The sequence below is a fragment of the Enterocloster citroniae genome (genome assembly GCF_040545455.1).
In the GTDB taxonomy this organism is placed as follows: Bacteria; Bacillota; Clostridia; order Lachnospirales; family Lachnospiraceae; genus Enterocloster; species Enterocloster citroniae.
Genome location: NZ_JBEPLZ010000020.1, coordinates 1 through 14,979, shown reverse-complemented (window position 1 = coordinate 14,979; position 14,979 = coordinate 1). Strand labels below are relative to the sequence as shown.

Sequence of the window (14,979 nt, the reverse complement as noted above, 5' to 3'; positions counted from 1 at the left end):
CATGAACAATGGAACAACACCAGCCGTAACGGGCAGTATGGGTCCGGAACAGTTTTTCGGTGAATTAAGAAAACGCTTTTTTGACCTTCTGAAAACAGAAGGGATATTGGAAGAACAGGTTATTATCAATACCCGCTCCCTCACGCCCGAGGAAGCCATCGGTATTACAAAACGCAGGGACTTTCCCATCATTACAGGGAAGGATGTCATGGTCCAGGCAGAATGTATGGGCGCTTTGGGGCAGGCGTTTACAGATGCACCCTCCGCGTTTCGCGGGACCCTGGCTGAAATATGTGCACTGGACATACAGGGCAGTTCCCATGACCGCGGACTCTTTATCGCATCCCTCAACGCTGTCATGAAGCACCTGGGCAAGGTGGAATGTACGGTCCACTGCCGAAACAATGGGCCGGAGCAATGCGCGGTTGACGCGGCCGGATTGATTGAAGCCAGCTACGGCCATCCCAGGATCGGGCTGATCGGATACCAGCCTTCCCTCCTGGAACGCCTGTCCGGCCAGTTCCCAGTTCGTGTTGTGGACTTAAGCCCTGTAAATATCGGCCAGCAGCGCTATGGAGTATTGGTGGAAGACGGCCGTGTGGACGGCGTCAGCACTGCTGTCTGTGATTGGGCCGACCTGGTGCTGTGCACGGGCAGCACGGTCTGTAACGGAAGTATTGTAAATTTTCTGCACCTGAAGGACAAAATACTGTTTTACGGCACTACGCTGGCAGGGGCCGCGGCGCTTATGGGGCTGCCCAGGATATGTTTTGCGGACCGGTATCAGTAAGGTGCCTGGCCGCCCTATCTAACACGCCGGTGTTTTACAAGGGCGGCTTTTCTGTACCTATTTTTTGATTTTTCCGGCTTTAAGAGCTAACCAGCTTGCAGCGGGAGCCGCCAATAACCACATTCTCAATTCTCCTTGCAAAGCAGCCGCCCTCAATGCTATAGTATAGAAAGGTTTTGCATTTGAAAGGAGATTCACCATGGTATCTTTGCCAGGGCACGGTGAAACCATATCGGGTTTTACCGTAACGGAACTTGGATTCATACACATGCTGGGCGCAAAGACCGCTGAGTTTTACCACCAGGCCAGCGGCGCCCGGCTTTTATACATACAGAACGATGACCCCGAACTGGGATTTAACCTGATCTACCGGACACCGCAGACAGATGAGACTGACACCAACCACATTCTGGAACACCTTCTTCTGTCCTCCTGCGGGAAATACCCCAGCCGGGACATATTCTTTGATATGGACAGCAAAAGCTATTCCACCTTTATGAACGGGCTTACGGACAATACATATACCTGCTATCCCATTTGTACCCAAAGCCAGGAACAGCTGGTTAAGCTTATGGACGTATACCTGTGCTGCATGGAGGCGCCGGATGCGCTGAAGGAACGCAATTTCTATCTGAGGGAAGCGCTGCGCCTGGAGCTGGATCAGCCTGACGGCCCGCTGGCCATGCAGGGCACGGTTCTCAGTGAGGACTGGGGACATCTCACGGATATCCAGGAAAATGCCGACAGCTTTACTGCCAAAACCCTGTACCCGGATCTTCCCGCCTCCAACCTGTTGGGACGGCTTCACTTCCACTACAGGGAACTTACCTATGAACGCGTGCAAAAGGCCTTTGAGCAATACTATGACTACTCCAACTGCCTGATGGTCCTTTACGGCGACATGGATTACCGGCCCGTGCTGGATTTCCTTCACAGGGAACACCTGGACGCCCAAAAGCATTCATCCCGCAAAGATCCCCCCTTGCCCCAAAAGGAAGATCACCGTTCCCTTTCTGCCATGAACCAGATCCCTGAGCCGGGCCACCGCTGCCTGGTTGCCAAAAGCCCTGCCTACGAGGACAGCCCCGGGGAACAGGCTTCCATCATTGACTATGCCATCGACCTTACGGGAAGCAGCCAGGAAGAGTTGATCTATTGGGATCTGTTTGCGGATATACTGGACAGCGACACCTCCCCCTGGCACCGGCTGGCAAGGGAGGCGGGCATCAACAACATAATGGAGGTGTACCTGGATCTTCTGCTGCCCAATCCATCCCTGCGATTCCGCCTGCGCAACGGGGATGAACACCAGAAGGACGAATTCTGCCATACCATTCAGTCCGCTCTCAGGGAGGTCAGCTCCCTTGGTGTTGCACAGGAACTATACCAGGCCGCCATGAAGGAAAACAAACTTTCCGATGCCCTTACCAGGGAGGGCTCCCATCTGGGATTTAACATTTCCGAGGAGATCGGCAGGTACTGGAGCCAGACTGGAAAGACCGACTACTTTCAGCTCTATGAGGTATCCGCCCGTAAATTCGCCTCCGACAGCAGCCAGTCTATTCTGAAATCCCTGGCTGCCCGGGCCCTGACCCCCAAAACCACTGCAACGGTGGTAACGGTTCCCTGTCCCGGAATGGCGGAGGCGCTGGAACTTGATAAGGAACAGTACCTGAAGGCCACCCTGGAATCCATGACGCGTCCTGAGCGCCTTTGTCTGTGCCAGTGCACGGCCGCTTTCCGCCAGTGGAATTCCAAGGACTGGGGAAACATGGATTTCCTCATACGCCCCATGGACCTTCCGGCCCCCACGCCGGGCGCTCCTTTTTTGCAAAAACAGTTCGGCCCCATTACCAGCTATACGGCTCCCGCTTTTGCGGACGCTGTGGGAAGCTATCAGATCTACTTTGACTTAAGCCTGATCCCTCAGGATGAGCTTAACTACATGTCTCTGTATCAGATGCTTCTCACGGAACTGGATACCTCCCGCTATACCGTAGAGCAGCAAAAAACCATGGAGCAGGAGTATCTTCACGACTGTACCTTTGACGAAGTGTTCCCGGACAGCCGGGCAGGGGCCTGCAGCTATCCTATGATGACCGTGTTCTGGTATGGACTGACAGAGGATTTTGCCAAAAGCCTGGATTTTCTTCTGGACCTTATGGGCGGAGGGGACTACAGTGATATCCCTACCATCCAGCGTGTGCTGGAAAAATATCTTCCCGACTATGACCTGTCCAGGGCAGACCTGGCCTCCTCCCTTTCCTTCAGCCTGGCGGAAGGTTATATGAGGCAGGAGTGCAGGTTCAGGAACCTTCTTAACAGCCAGGAAGTCTATTATTTTTTAAAGGATGTAAGTAAAAGGCTGAAGGCGGAGCCGGAATTTGCCTCTCAGGTGTCCGGTGCACTGAGGCATATCTCTTCCGCCCTATTACAGGGAAAGCGCCTTGTGTTTATGGCAGCCGCTGCCGAGGATGCCCTGGAAGAAGTGGAGAGGGAAGCCATTCGCCAGCTGGGCCTTCTTGGCCAAACCGAATCAGAAGGATCCTGTCACGGGACACCGTCCCGTGTTTCACCCTATATCCTTTTGCCCGGAAAGCGGAAGCTGGCCGTATGTGTGGATGCTCCCACCCAGGAAACCCGCATGATGGGGGATTTCCGTGACAATACAGCCTTTCAGGGCAGGCATCTGCCCTTCCTCATGGCATGTGCGGACAAATACCTGAAACCTGCCATCCGTTATCAGGGAGGCGCATATGACAGCGGAATCGACTTTTACATCCCGGCCGGTTACTTCACCCTGTGGAGCACCGCGGACCCCGATGTCAGGTCCACCCTGGACCTGTTTTCCAATGCGGGAAGGGCGCTTATGGACATTTCCCTGACCCAGCAGGACCTGGACGGTTATATCCTCAGCGCCTATGCCCAGGCCCTTCCGCCCTCCGGAAACTTAAACAACCGGATGAGGTACATGCGCAGGGCCATGGCGGGAATCCATACGGATCAGATCAACCTAATGATCGCAGACATCAAGAATGCCCGGCTGGAGCACCAGGCCGGGGCATCGCAGATCATCCATGCCCTGTTGGAACAGGGTCCCGTTGTCACGGTGGGAAACCACCGGACCATACAGCGGGATGCCGGATGTTTTGATGAAATTATAACCTACCGCCCATAATCCTTAAGAAACGTGCGCCTCCTGGCGTACTGCAGAAACGCCGCCTGGGGGAACATATCCCACAGACGGCGTTTTCGCGGTTGATTATTCATTTATATTACAGCTGAATCACAAAATCTTCGGATCCCTGGCCTCTTCCTTAACTCTTGCCGCGGCCGCGCTTCTTCTCGGTCTTGCCATACGATTTCCCCTTTTCATAATACGTTTACCATGAAAATCATACGGCTTGTCCCCAGTATTTGTCAATGACAAGAATGATCATCCGATCCCGCCATATATGATCCCCAAAATAAATACCACAACCGCAAGAGGTACATACACAAACTTGGCCAGGGGACCAAAACAGCTTTTCAATGGTTTTTCCCGTCCCTCCTCCAGTTCCTTTTTTATCTCCTTATATCCCAGGATATAGTAGATGGACACAGCGCCCAGAACCGCGCCAAAGGGCACTACCATGATGGTTATAAAGTCCATCCAGGAGCCCACGCTTGGCTCGGCTTCCAAAAAGATCCCCACCAGCAGCGCAATGGAGCCACACAGGGCAACCGCCCCTTTTCTAGACAGCTTAAACCTGGTCTGCCAGGATTCGCTTACGGCCTCAAACATGTTGATCAGGCTTGTGATTCCCGCAAAGGCCACGGACAGGAAGAACAGTGTTGCAAACAGCCGTCCCATGGGCATCTGCCTGAATATATTGGGCAGTGTGATGAACATAAGGGGCGGGCCTGCGTTAGGCTCAATGCCAAAGGCAAATACGGCAGGCATGATCGCCAGCGCGGCCATCATGGCGGCAATGGTGTCAAAGAATGCAGTGCGGATCGATGCCTTGGGTATATCCTCTGTCTTAGACAGATACGTTCCGTACACGATCATGCCCGACCCGGTTATGGACAGTGAGAAAAATGCCTGCCCCATGGCCATGACCCAGGTGTCCACTTTCAAAAGGTCCTTCCAGTCCGGCATAAAGAGGAACTTATATCCCTCCACAGCGCCTGGAAGAAATGCCACGCGCACAGCCAGTATGGCAAATAAAACAAAGAAGGAAGGCATCAGTACCTTATTGATCTTTTCGATTCCCTTGGTGGCGCCGAACATCAGAATCACAGCTGCTGTGACGATCACCAGCACATGCCACGGCACGCTGCCGAAATTCCCGGTTGCCTGGGTGAAGTACGCCGCTGCATCCTGGGTCAGGATCTCCCCTGTAAGGGAGCCTGCCAGGGCGCGGACCACCCAGCCCACAATGATGGCATAGCCGATCGCAATTCCCAGGGAGCCCAGAAGGGGGATCCATCCCAGTATATATCCAAGCTTTCCCTTTCCTATTGCATTCCAGCAATATTCATAGGCCCCCAGGGTCCCTGTCTTTGCACGCCTTCCTATGGCAAACTCCGCCGACAGGCCCACCAGGCCGAATAAAACTATAAACAGGATATAGGGCACCAGGAATGCTCCTCCTCCATACTGCCCTACCCTATATGGGAACATCCAGATATTTCCCATTCCAACCGCGGAACCCACGCAGGCCAGAACAAACCCAAAACTGCTGCCAAAGCCGCCGTTCTGATGCACTGGGGCTGACGAGGATTCCATACCTTTATGCTTACTCATGACTTCTCCTTTAAATGTACATTTTGACGGCATGTTTATTATATTAATAAGCCGGCCTTATTATACTAACCCATTTACGCCAATTAGTCAAAGCTTTAAAGCGAAAAAGAGAATGATGATGCAAATTTGATGCATCTTTGATGCTATTTTGATGCCGGTGTATTGTAACTTATATGATATAAACAATCCACCATAAAACAAAAGAGGTATCAAGATGAAGATGAAAAAGAATTGGCTGTGTGTATTTTTTACGTTGCTCCTTGTCCTGTCCCAGGCCTGGGCGGTTTATGGCATGGAAGAGGAGGATGACCCGGACAAAACCCTGGCTCCCTACTTTTTCGTGGAAGGGGCGGATCCTGATCCGGACAGTTTTCCCTTGAAGGAAACAAAGGTATCCTCCCAAATCAACGGGGTCATTGCAGATACCTATGTAACCCAGACCTATACCAATGAGGGAAAGACTCCCATCAATGCCAAATATATCTTTCCCGCATCCACCAAAGCCAGCGTACACGGCATGACCATGCAGATCGGGAACAGGCTGATCACTGCCAGGATCAAGGAGAAGGAGGAGGCCAGGGAGGAGTTTGAGGAGGCCAAGAGCCAGGGAAAGAGCGCTTCCCTTCTGGAACAGCAGCGGCCCAACGTGTTTTCCATGGACGTGGCCAATGTAATGCCCAACGATACGGTGGTCATAGAACTGCATTACACGGAAATGGTCGTTTCCACGGAGGGATCATACCAGTTTGTGTTTCCCACCGTGACAGGTCCCCGTTATACAAGCTCCCCGGAGGATCAGGGAAAAGATGACAACCAGTGGGTAAGCACACCTTACCTGAAAGAGGGAAAGACACCTTCGGGCCGGTACGATATAGCCGTCAGCCTTTCCACCGGTGTGCCTGTCACTGACATCACATGCAGGTCCCATTCCATTAAAATTGACAAAAGCAGCGCCTCGGCTGCCCGGATCACCCTGGAAGATCCCGAGGATTTTGCAGGAGACCGGGATTTCATCCTTGATTATAAGCTGACCGGGCAGGACGTAAACTGCGGACTTTTGTTGGACCAGGGGGAGGAGGAGAACTTCTTTATGCTGATGATACAGCCTCCCAAACGGTATGATCCTGAAGATATCCCTCCCCGTGAGTATATATTCCTTATGGATGTTTCCGGTTCTATGTACGGTTTTCCCCTGGACACTGCCAAGGGATTGATCAAGGATCTGGTGACCAGCCTCCGTGATACGGATACCTTTAACCTGATTCTGTTCTCCGGCGCATCCAGCCGGATGTCGCCTGTGTCGGTGCCGGCCACTGCTGAGAATATCCAGCGGGCGGTTGAACTCATCGACCGCCAGGAGGGCGGCGGCGGGACAGAGATGGCTCCCGCGCTCCGGGATGCCCTTGCCATTCCTAAAACCGAAGGCACGTCCCGGATTATCATCACCATCACAGACGGTTATATTTCCGGTGAAAAGGAGATATTTGGCATCATCAGCCAGAATCTGGCCGACACTGATTTCTTCTCCTTTGGAATTGGAGATTCCGTAAACCGCTATCTCATTGACGGAATCGCCAAAGTGGGCCTTGGGGAGTCTTTTGTGGTGACAGATGACAAGGATGCCTTGGATACGGCCAAACGTTTCTGTACCTACATACAGGCGCCTCTATTAACCGATATCCAGGTTTCTTATAATGGATTTGAGGTCTATGATGTGGAGCCCGCCGCCCTTCCAACCCTGTTTGCCCAGCGGCCCATTGTCCTGTTTGGAAAATGGCGGGGCGAACCAGGGGGAAGCATACAGGTCACAGGCAGGTCCGGAAACCGGGATTATGTCCAGGACATCCAGGTGTCCCAGGCGTCCATTGGATCCAATCCTGGGATCAGTTACCTGTGGGCCCGCACCATGGTGGAAAACCTTACGGATTACAATACCGGCCTGGAGGAGGACGATTCCATAAAGAAAGAGGTTACACAACTGGGGCTTAAATACAGTATGATGACCCCGTACACCTCCTTTGTCGCAGTGATGGAGGAAGTCCGAAATCCGGATGGGGCCGGCAGGGACGTGGACCAGCCGCTGCCTCTGCCCCAGGGCGTATCCGACCTCAGCGTGGGGGGCGGTTATACCATTGGCTCAGAGCCGGGAACCATGATACTGGTTCCTGCAACCACAGCCATAATTGCCGGAAACATCCTGATCCGGTCCAGAAAAAAGGGCGGCGCCAAAAAACAGAACCACTCATAAGAGGAATATGGCATTGAAAAAAATCGCGGAATTTTTCAGGAACAGCTGCATTAGAACACACTGGATATCCTATCTGGCCGGATTCATCTTTGTGATCGGAATTAAATATTTTTACAGCCAGGCAGGCTGCAGACAGCTTCAATGGATTCTGGCCCCCACTGCCTGGTGGGTCAGAACCTTAAGCGGCATCCCCTTTGAATATGATCCGGATGCAGGATATATCAATTATGACTATCGGTTCATCATAGCATCCTCCTGCTCCGGTGTCCGTTTTATGATCCTGTCCACAGCCGCCCTCCTCTTCTCCTTTGTGCACAGAATGAGGACATCCTGGCAGGGGGTGGCCTGGACGGCATTCAGTCTGGCTTTTTCCTATGCGGCCACTGTTTTTATCAACGGTATCCGTATTACTGCATCTATTTATATCCCCGGCTATGCCCGCCAATACGGGTTGTACGATGGATGGCTCACACCGGGCAGACTTCATACCGCCATAGGCATTGCCATATATTTCAGTTCCCTGTTCGCCCTGTACCGAATGGCCGACCATGCCTCCGGGCGCATTGCCCCTACGGTCGATCAGTCCTCCCCGGACAGCCCCATGGATACGGATCTTCAAAAAAGATCCGGTGCCTGGCTCCGTGATCTGATCTTCAGGTGCGTCCCGCCTGTATTCTGGTACTACCTGGCCGTGCTTATCATCCCCATCTTAAACAGGGCCTATGAGCATGACACGGAAACCTTTGTGGAATACGCAATGCTTTTGACCGTCATCTGTACGGCAATCCTGTGCCTGCTGTGTATCCCGTCAGTCCTATGGAAAATACGGCATAAACGGAGGCCGTAACATCAGGCCCCCGTTTTTCCGTCCTTATCTATTCCATTTGTAAAGGCCGGCTGCGCCCCTGTGGCCTATGCCAGAAATGTGATCACCGGAATGGTGATGACTGACAGCACAGAGGTGAGCGCAATGCTCTTGGCCGATATGCTCCCGTCCGTGGAGCCATACTCCTTCTCCACCATCATCACCACACTGCCCACGGGCATGGCGATCAAAAGGATGAATATGCCGTAGGATACAGGATCAATGGGCAGGAGCTTCATAAGGGGAATGCACAGGGCCGGTATCACAAGCATGGAGATAAAGGAAAGCATCAGCTGTTTCCTGTCCGTGACCAGTTCCTTCAGATCGGACTGCGCCACCATGATACCCACTGTCATCATGGACAAGGGCACGGCCGCATTGCCCACCATGTCCACAAATGTTCCCACCACCTCAGGCACCTGTATATGGAACGCAAAGATGAGGATAGCCACTGTACAGGCCGCTGTACCAATATTAAATACCTTTTTCCAGGGCAGAGCCTTCTTGTCACCCGCCCCCGCGCCCATGGCAAGCATGATACCATAGGAATAAACCAGCAGGTTATAGCCCACAATATAAAATGCCACAAATATAACAGCCTCCTCGCCGTAAAGGCTGCGCACCAGCGGAATCCCCATAAATCCCAGATTAGGGAAGATCATCATTAGACGGTAACAATTTACCTCTCCCGGTTCCAGCTTCATAAACCGTGTAAATAAACGGCTGAGTATGATCAGCACAACAAAAAACAGAGCCACCAGAACCAGGTTCTCTGTAACCATCGCCGTACTGTATGTAATTGTCTTGTTCAGGACTCCGGAAATGATCAGACATGGATTAAAAATATTGATGATGGCTGAAGAAATACTTCCTGCACCTTCCTTAGAAACAATACCCTTCTTAAATGCGGCGTATCCCGCCATCATTATAAGAAACAGAACCAGCATTTGCTTTGCAATAATTCCTGCATTCATTCTTTTACCTTCTTTGATCAAACATTGATCTATCCATTGTAACTGATTCCCCGTTTATTTTCAACATCCCAATCCCTATAAAATAGGTTGAGCCGGTAAGAAAGGCCCTCTGCCAATCCCACCGGCTTATATATGAATCTATATTAAAAGCTCTGACTGCTTGTTTATGGTTAAAGTATACCTGGAATTTGTGACAAAAATTTGACCTGTTGCTAAATAGTTTCTAAAGAGATTTAAGAAATTATAACATTATCTTTTGATTTTCTTTTATTGACATATAATATTATATGCTGTATAGTATAGTTATATTATACGATATATAATATGACGCAGCCAATAATATGAATAACAACAGAACAGAGGGGTGCTTATGATATTCAACACAGGCTCTGCACTTTTGGACGCTGTGGTGCTTGCAGTGGTGTCCAGGGATGCGGACGGGACTTATGGTTACAAGATCACCCAGGATGTACGGTGTGCCATCGATATATCCGAATCCACCTTATATCCGGTGCTTCGGCGGCTTCAGAAGGAAGACTGCCTTGAGGTATATGACATGGCCATTGACGGCAGAAACCGCAGATATTATAAAATTACGGAAAAAGGCCGGGTGCAGCTGAATCTGTACCGGGGTGAATGGGCAACTTATTCACAGAAGATATCCCAGATATTTAAGGAGGCTAGTCTATGACCAGGGATGGGTTTATGAAAGAGCTTGCATATCTCTTACAGGATATACAGGATGAAGACAAAGAAGATGCTCTTCAATATTATATGGATTATTTTGATGAAGCCGGACCTGAGCGGGAAGATGAAGTGATCCGGGAATTGGGAAGCCCGGAACGGATCGCTGCTATCATCCGTTCCGATATAGCCGGCCACCTGGAAAACGGCGGCGAATTTACAGAGAGCGGCTATCAGGACGAACGGTTCAGGGATCCCAACTATCAGGTAGCCAGGCGCTTTGACCTGCCTGAAAGGCAGGAGCAGGAAGGGCGGGATAACAGCAAAACGGACTACAGCAAAACAGAGCCCAGCCAGGACTGGCAGGACGAAACAGGACACGGTCGGGACTGGCAGAGCGGGCAGCAGTCCCATGATCCAAAACACAGCCGGCCCCAAACAAGCAATACCCTAAAGATCATACTCTGGGTCATCCTTATTATAATCATATCTCCCATGCTCATAGGTCTGGGCGGCGGAGTCCTGGGTATTGCAGGAGGACTTCTGGGGCTTCTGGTAGGTGCCCTGGTACTCATAGGCGTCCTCACTGCCGCCATGCTCATCAGCGGGGTGGCCATGATCCCCTTTGGGATCATCCATATGTTTACCCAGCCCCTGGACGGATTCTTTATTTCCGGCACAGGGCTGATCCTCCTGGGGATCGGAGTCCTGCTGCTGGCGCTTGCGGTCCTGTTTTACGGAAGGTTCCTTCCCTTCCTGATCCGCAGCATTATCAACACCTTTAACCGCTTACTCCACAGAGGGAGGTGCAAATCATGAAAAAGTTTACTAAATTCTGCGCACTCACCGGATTGATCCTACTGCTGGCAGGCATTGGAATCACCTCTGTGTCCGCTGCTCTTGGGGGCCGCTTTTCCAACCGTATTCCCCGGCGTATATGGAACAGGATCTGGTATTACGGAGGCGGTCACCACTGGGCCCAGTGGGATGACTGGGATTTTACAGATGATGATTACACGGATGATGACTACACGGATGATGATTTTACGGATGTCTCCGGAATCAATGGAACACAGCAGACTTGGGCAAACGATGACTTCAGGAATGCCAGGAAGCTGGATGTGGATGTGGACCGCGGTTCCCTCCGGATCCGTGAAGCGGAGGGCATTTCCCAGATTGAGATCAATGTCACGGACCGATTCAATGCAACCCAGTGCTATATGGACAAAGAAACCTTAAAAATCAAACGGGATGAGCTGCGGCACAGGGTGGACGATCCCCGGATAGAAGTCCTGGTTCCCTCCGGTTACCAGTTTGACAAGGTATCCGTGGACATGGGCGCCGCCGCATGCCAGATCAGCCAGATCCACACATCCAAGCTGGATATTGACACCGGAGTGGGTGCCGTTACCTTTACCGGAACCGTTACCGGGGATGTGGAACTGGAGACCGGCGTGGGGGACGTGGTCCTCAACCTGTCCGGCCGCCAAAGTGACTACAATTACAAGATCGAATGTGGAGTGGGGACCATTCAGGTGGGAAGCTCACACTACACCATGCTGTCCCATGAGACCCATGTGAACAATAACGCCCCCTACACCATGGAACTTGAATGCGGCGTAGGATCCATACTGGTCAATTTTGATGAACATTTATAATACGAGGAGTGAATACTATGGATAGAAAATTATACCGTTCCAATAACAACAAAATGCTGTGCGGCGTATGCGGCGGTCTGGGGGAATACCTTAATATTGACCCCACCATCGTCCGACTGATCTGGGCCATCTTTATATGCTCCGGTCCCGGAATCATCGCCTATTTCATCGCGGCGCTGATCATTCCCATGAATGACAGCCAGATATAGAGGAATCCTCATAGCGAAACTGCAGGGATACGGAAGCATAGAACATACCCTCCTTCTGCTCAAACCGAACGTCCCCGTCATATCGATCTGCAATTTCCCGGATCGACATAATACCGATTCCCGCCCCTTTCCGTTTGGAGGAAAGGGGTACTTTCATATCCTCGGTAAAACGGACCGGCACGGTACAAGTATTATCAGTAAGAAAGAGCAGACTGCTCTCCTTTCTCTGGCGGATGCGCAGACGGATGATTTTCCTTGTCCCACTCTCCCGTTGGCACGCCTCCACTGCATTTTCCAGCATATTACCCAGGATCACCGTGGCCTCAGTATCTGATACCGGACAGTTATCCGGATAACTCACCTGGGCGTCAAACTGGATCCGGTCCTTTCTGGCCAGTGCCGCGTAATAACAGACCAGAGCGTTGATCACCTGGTTGCGGCAGTAAACCTCTGTGATATCCGGAGGAAGTTCCGTCTTATAGATCTCAATATATTCCCTTAAGCCATCCCTGTCATCCCGGCTGATATAGGACTGCACCACGGCCAGGTGCTGGCGCAGATCATGCCTGGCCTTTTTCATCTCCTCCATATGGGCTGCAAGGCTGTCAAACTGCTTTTTCTGGGCCATCAGGCTCCTGTCCGCATATTTAAGGGCGGACTCCAGAACGGTCCTCTGGTCAGATATTTCCAGGACTTTCAGCACCACATAGGATACATAGCAGGTGCCAAACAGCATCAGGTACCGTGAAACAAGAAACTGCCAGGATGCAAAGGCATAGACATCCGTAACAGTACAGTACAAAAGTCCGAACAGGGTGGAAAAAAGCGGTATCTTCCACATATATCTCCAAATGCCGTCATCCCTGATCCTCAGGGCAGCGGTCACCGTGTTATTGAGGAAATGCAGCATAAAAGGATAGGTCGCCATTAAAAGGATGATCCGGCACACATTGTATACCAGATAAGGATGCCGGTCTGAGAAGTCCCAGAAAAAACGGCTCTCAATAAAATTTGCGTTTCCAAATACAAAAAAGGACCAGGACAGCAGAAGCAAATAGGAGAACATATTTCTGGAAAATGTTTCCCGTATCAGTGCAAAGGAAAGGAACAGGTTCAGAAGCATAAATCCATAGCGCATCAGCGTGGTATATTTGGCAGCCGTCTCATAGCCGCCCAGATTTATATAATAAAATGCAGCACTGTTTACAGATGAGATTACCAGAAACATCACTACAACATACCTAAAGGGGATACGAAGCCGCTCCCGGTGCAGCCAATACCTGGGCAGTCCAAAGGGAATAAAATCCAGAAACGGAAACAGAAGTGTCATCAGGGTATTTGTCATAGCAGACTGCCCTCCCTCTCTTTTTGAAACATATAGCGGTAAAACCGGTCCTTGATATCTGCCCGGTCCCGCTTGCGAAATGGAACCCGTTCCCCCGTATCCATCCAAAAATCCATCTGCTCCATCCTCTGCACCCGGTCCATATTTACGATCAGGCCGCGATAGCAGGAAAGAAACTGGGGATACGGCTCCAGAAGCGCCTCCAGTCCGTTGAGCGGAATACGGTACCGTATGATTCCATGAATGCCCATATGGATCCGTACATAGTGCTCATCCCTGTCACACCACAGGATATCCCGCAAAAGAAGTTTATTGCCGTCAATGGAAATAAACCTGGCCTGAAGGATCTTCTCCACATGCGCCAGACTCATAGCCTGTTCAAAGTCCTTGTACAACAGGGGCTTTATCAGATAACCGCTTGCCCTCACCCCGTAGCTTTCAACCGCATGGTCATGGCTGGTAGTGACAAAGATCAGTGCCGTAAGGCTGTCCCTTTGCCGGATCTGCTTTGCGGTCTCAATTCCCGAAATCTCCTCCATATACTGATCGATAAAGATGATATCATAGGCATCCGGGAGGAATTTGTCCAGAAATGCAGTTCCACTCCCAAACTCCTCTATCACAGGAAGCTCCCCCGCATAATGATCCTCCAGGTATCGTATCAGACATTCCTTTATATCTTTCCTGCACATGGCAAGATCATCTATAATGGCAGCTCGCATAATCCCATCTCCTAACAAACAGTTGCATCTACTACAATTCTACAAAAATCTCCCCATTAAATCAAATGCAAAAACAGGCCAAAATCTGCTGATTCAAGCCACATGATTGAAAAATGCCGATGAATCCGTTATGTTGGTATTGTACCCTTGTACGCTGAGGATACAGATTACCTGAGTATAGGAGGACCATGGCTTGAATATTATTATTTGCACCCAGGAAAAAGCAGAACTGTACGTACTCACAGATCATATCACCCAATACTGTACAGCCAGGGATATCCCTGTGCACATTGACCAGTGTAAAAACTGGCCTGACCTGGCCCAGTCCCTGCAGCAGAGCCGGACGGATGTGGTATTGGTAGCTCAAGACGGTGTCCGCGGTCTGGATACGGTTACCGGCGCCCAGCCTTTGGCTCCTGACCTCATCTGGATCTCTGATCTGGATTTTGCAGCCCAGTCCTACCGCATGGGCATCACCTATTTTTGTATGAAACCTATATCCTATTCAAAAGTGGAGCGTGCTATGGACCGCTGTATGGAGTCCTTCGGGCAGCAACCAACAGTCCCGCATGGAGGGGAATAAGACATAAGGGGGAATATAGGTAGTGTCAAGTAATCTATGAAAAACGGAGTCTAAAAAATAGGCTCAACCGAACCTTGAAAATTGCAGATATTAATGGTTTTAAGACCTTGGG

13 protein-coding genes are annotated in these 14,979 nt (G+C 50.9%); 9 read left to right on the top strand and 4 right to left on the bottom strand.

Annotation, left to right across the window (positions count from 1 at the left end; all coding sequences use genetic code 11):
• The first annotated feature begins 1 nt into the window (after position 1).
• Positions 2-790: a Rossmann-like domain-containing protein gene (locus ABID13_RS20790; RefSeq protein WP_007862316.1), complete on the top strand. Its 789-nt coding sequence runs from the start codon at positions 2-4 to the stop codon at positions 788-790.
• Between the two features lie 199 nt (positions 791-989).
• On the top strand, positions 990-3,968 hold the full coding sequence (locus ABID13_RS20785; protein ID WP_048929181.1) for an insulinase family protein: 2,979 nt from the start codon (positions 990-992) through the stop codon (positions 3,966-3,968).
• Positions 3,969-4,226: 258 nt separating this feature from the next.
• Here the strand turns inward: ABID13_RS20785 and ABID13_RS20780 are convergent, their stop codons facing one another.
• Complete coding sequence (locus tag ABID13_RS20780; RefSeq protein WP_048929182.1) at positions 4,227-5,579, bottom strand: sodium-dependent transporter; 1,353 nt, start codon at positions 5,577-5,579, stop codon at positions 4,227-4,229.
• A gap of 214 nt (positions 5,580-5,793) precedes the next feature.
• Here ABID13_RS20780 and ABID13_RS20775 point away from each other — a divergent pair, with 214 nt between their 5' ends.
• Both ABID13_RS20775 and xrtK read left to right on the top strand, forming a co-directional pair.
• Positions 5,794-7,827: a VIT and vWA domain-containing protein gene (locus ABID13_RS20775; RefSeq protein ID WP_048929183.1), complete on the top strand. Its 2,034-nt coding sequence runs from the start codon at positions 5,794-5,796 to the stop codon at positions 7,825-7,827.
• Between the two features lie 7 nt (positions 7,828-7,834).
• On the top strand, positions 7,835-8,674 hold the full coding sequence (xrtK, locus tag ABID13_RS20770) for an exosortase K (protein WP_242849213.1): 840 nt from the start codon (positions 7,835-7,837) through the stop codon (positions 8,672-8,674).
• A gap of 65 nt (positions 8,675-8,739) precedes the next feature.
• On the opposite strand, the gene ABID13_RS20765 is transcribed toward xrtK, so the two are convergent.
• A complete protein-coding gene (locus tag ABID13_RS20765) occupies positions 8,740-9,666 on the bottom strand; it encodes an AEC family transporter (RefSeq protein ID WP_048929184.1) in 927 nt (308 codons plus the stop codon).
• Positions 9,667-10,036: 370 nt separating this feature from the next.
• On the opposite strand from ABID13_RS20765, the gene ABID13_RS20760 reads away from it, so the two are divergent.
• Genes ABID13_RS20760 through ABID13_RS20745 form a run of 4 tightly spaced genes read left to right on the top strand, consistent with a single transcriptional unit; the run spans position 10,037 to position 12,217 of the window.
• Entirely contained in the window at positions 10,037-10,357 is a 321-nt protein-coding gene (locus ABID13_RS20760) for a PadR family transcriptional regulator (RefSeq protein ID WP_007862324.1), read from the top strand.
• Positions 10,354-11,169 carry a DUF1700 domain-containing protein gene (locus ABID13_RS20755; RefSeq protein ID WP_007862325.1) on the top strand — a complete coding sequence of 272 codons (816 nt, stop codon included), beginning with the start codon at positions 10,354-10,356 and terminating at the stop codon, positions 11,167-11,169. Before ABID13_RS20760 ends, ABID13_RS20755 begins: the two co-directional genes overlap by 4 nt.
• Entirely contained in the window at positions 11,166-12,008 is an 843-nt protein-coding gene (locus ABID13_RS20750) for a DUF4097 family beta strand repeat-containing protein (RefSeq protein WP_045094109.1), read from the top strand. Before ABID13_RS20755 ends, ABID13_RS20750 begins: the two co-directional genes overlap by 4 nt.
• Before the next feature lie 17 nt (positions 12,009-12,025).
• Positions 12,026-12,217 (top strand): PspC domain-containing protein, encoded by a 192-nt coding sequence (locus ABID13_RS20745; RefSeq protein ID WP_007862327.1) that lies wholly within the window; start codon positions 12,026-12,028, stop codon positions 12,215-12,217.
• Here the strand turns inward: ABID13_RS20745 and ABID13_RS20740 are convergent.
• Entirely contained in the window at positions 12,189-13,562 is a 1,374-nt protein-coding gene (locus ABID13_RS20740; RefSeq protein WP_048929185.1) for a GHKL domain-containing protein, read from the bottom strand. The two genes, ABID13_RS20745 and ABID13_RS20740, sit on opposite strands and share 29 nt — an antisense overlap.
• Positions 13,559-14,284 carry a LytR/AlgR family response regulator transcription factor gene (locus ABID13_RS20735; RefSeq protein WP_048929186.1) on the bottom strand — a complete coding sequence of 242 codons (726 nt, stop codon included), beginning with the start codon at positions 14,282-14,284 and terminating at the stop codon, positions 13,559-13,561. The genes ABID13_RS20740 and ABID13_RS20735 overlap by 4 nt, the downstream gene beginning before the upstream one ends.
• A gap of 193 nt (positions 14,285-14,477) precedes the next feature.
• Between ABID13_RS20735 and ABID13_RS20730 the strand changes: the two genes are divergently transcribed.
• A complete protein-coding gene (locus tag ABID13_RS20730) occupies positions 14,478-14,867 on the top strand; it encodes a hypothetical protein (protein WP_045094106.1) in 390 nt (129 codons plus the stop codon).
• The last annotated feature ends 112 nt before the right edge of the window (positions 14,868-14,979 follow it).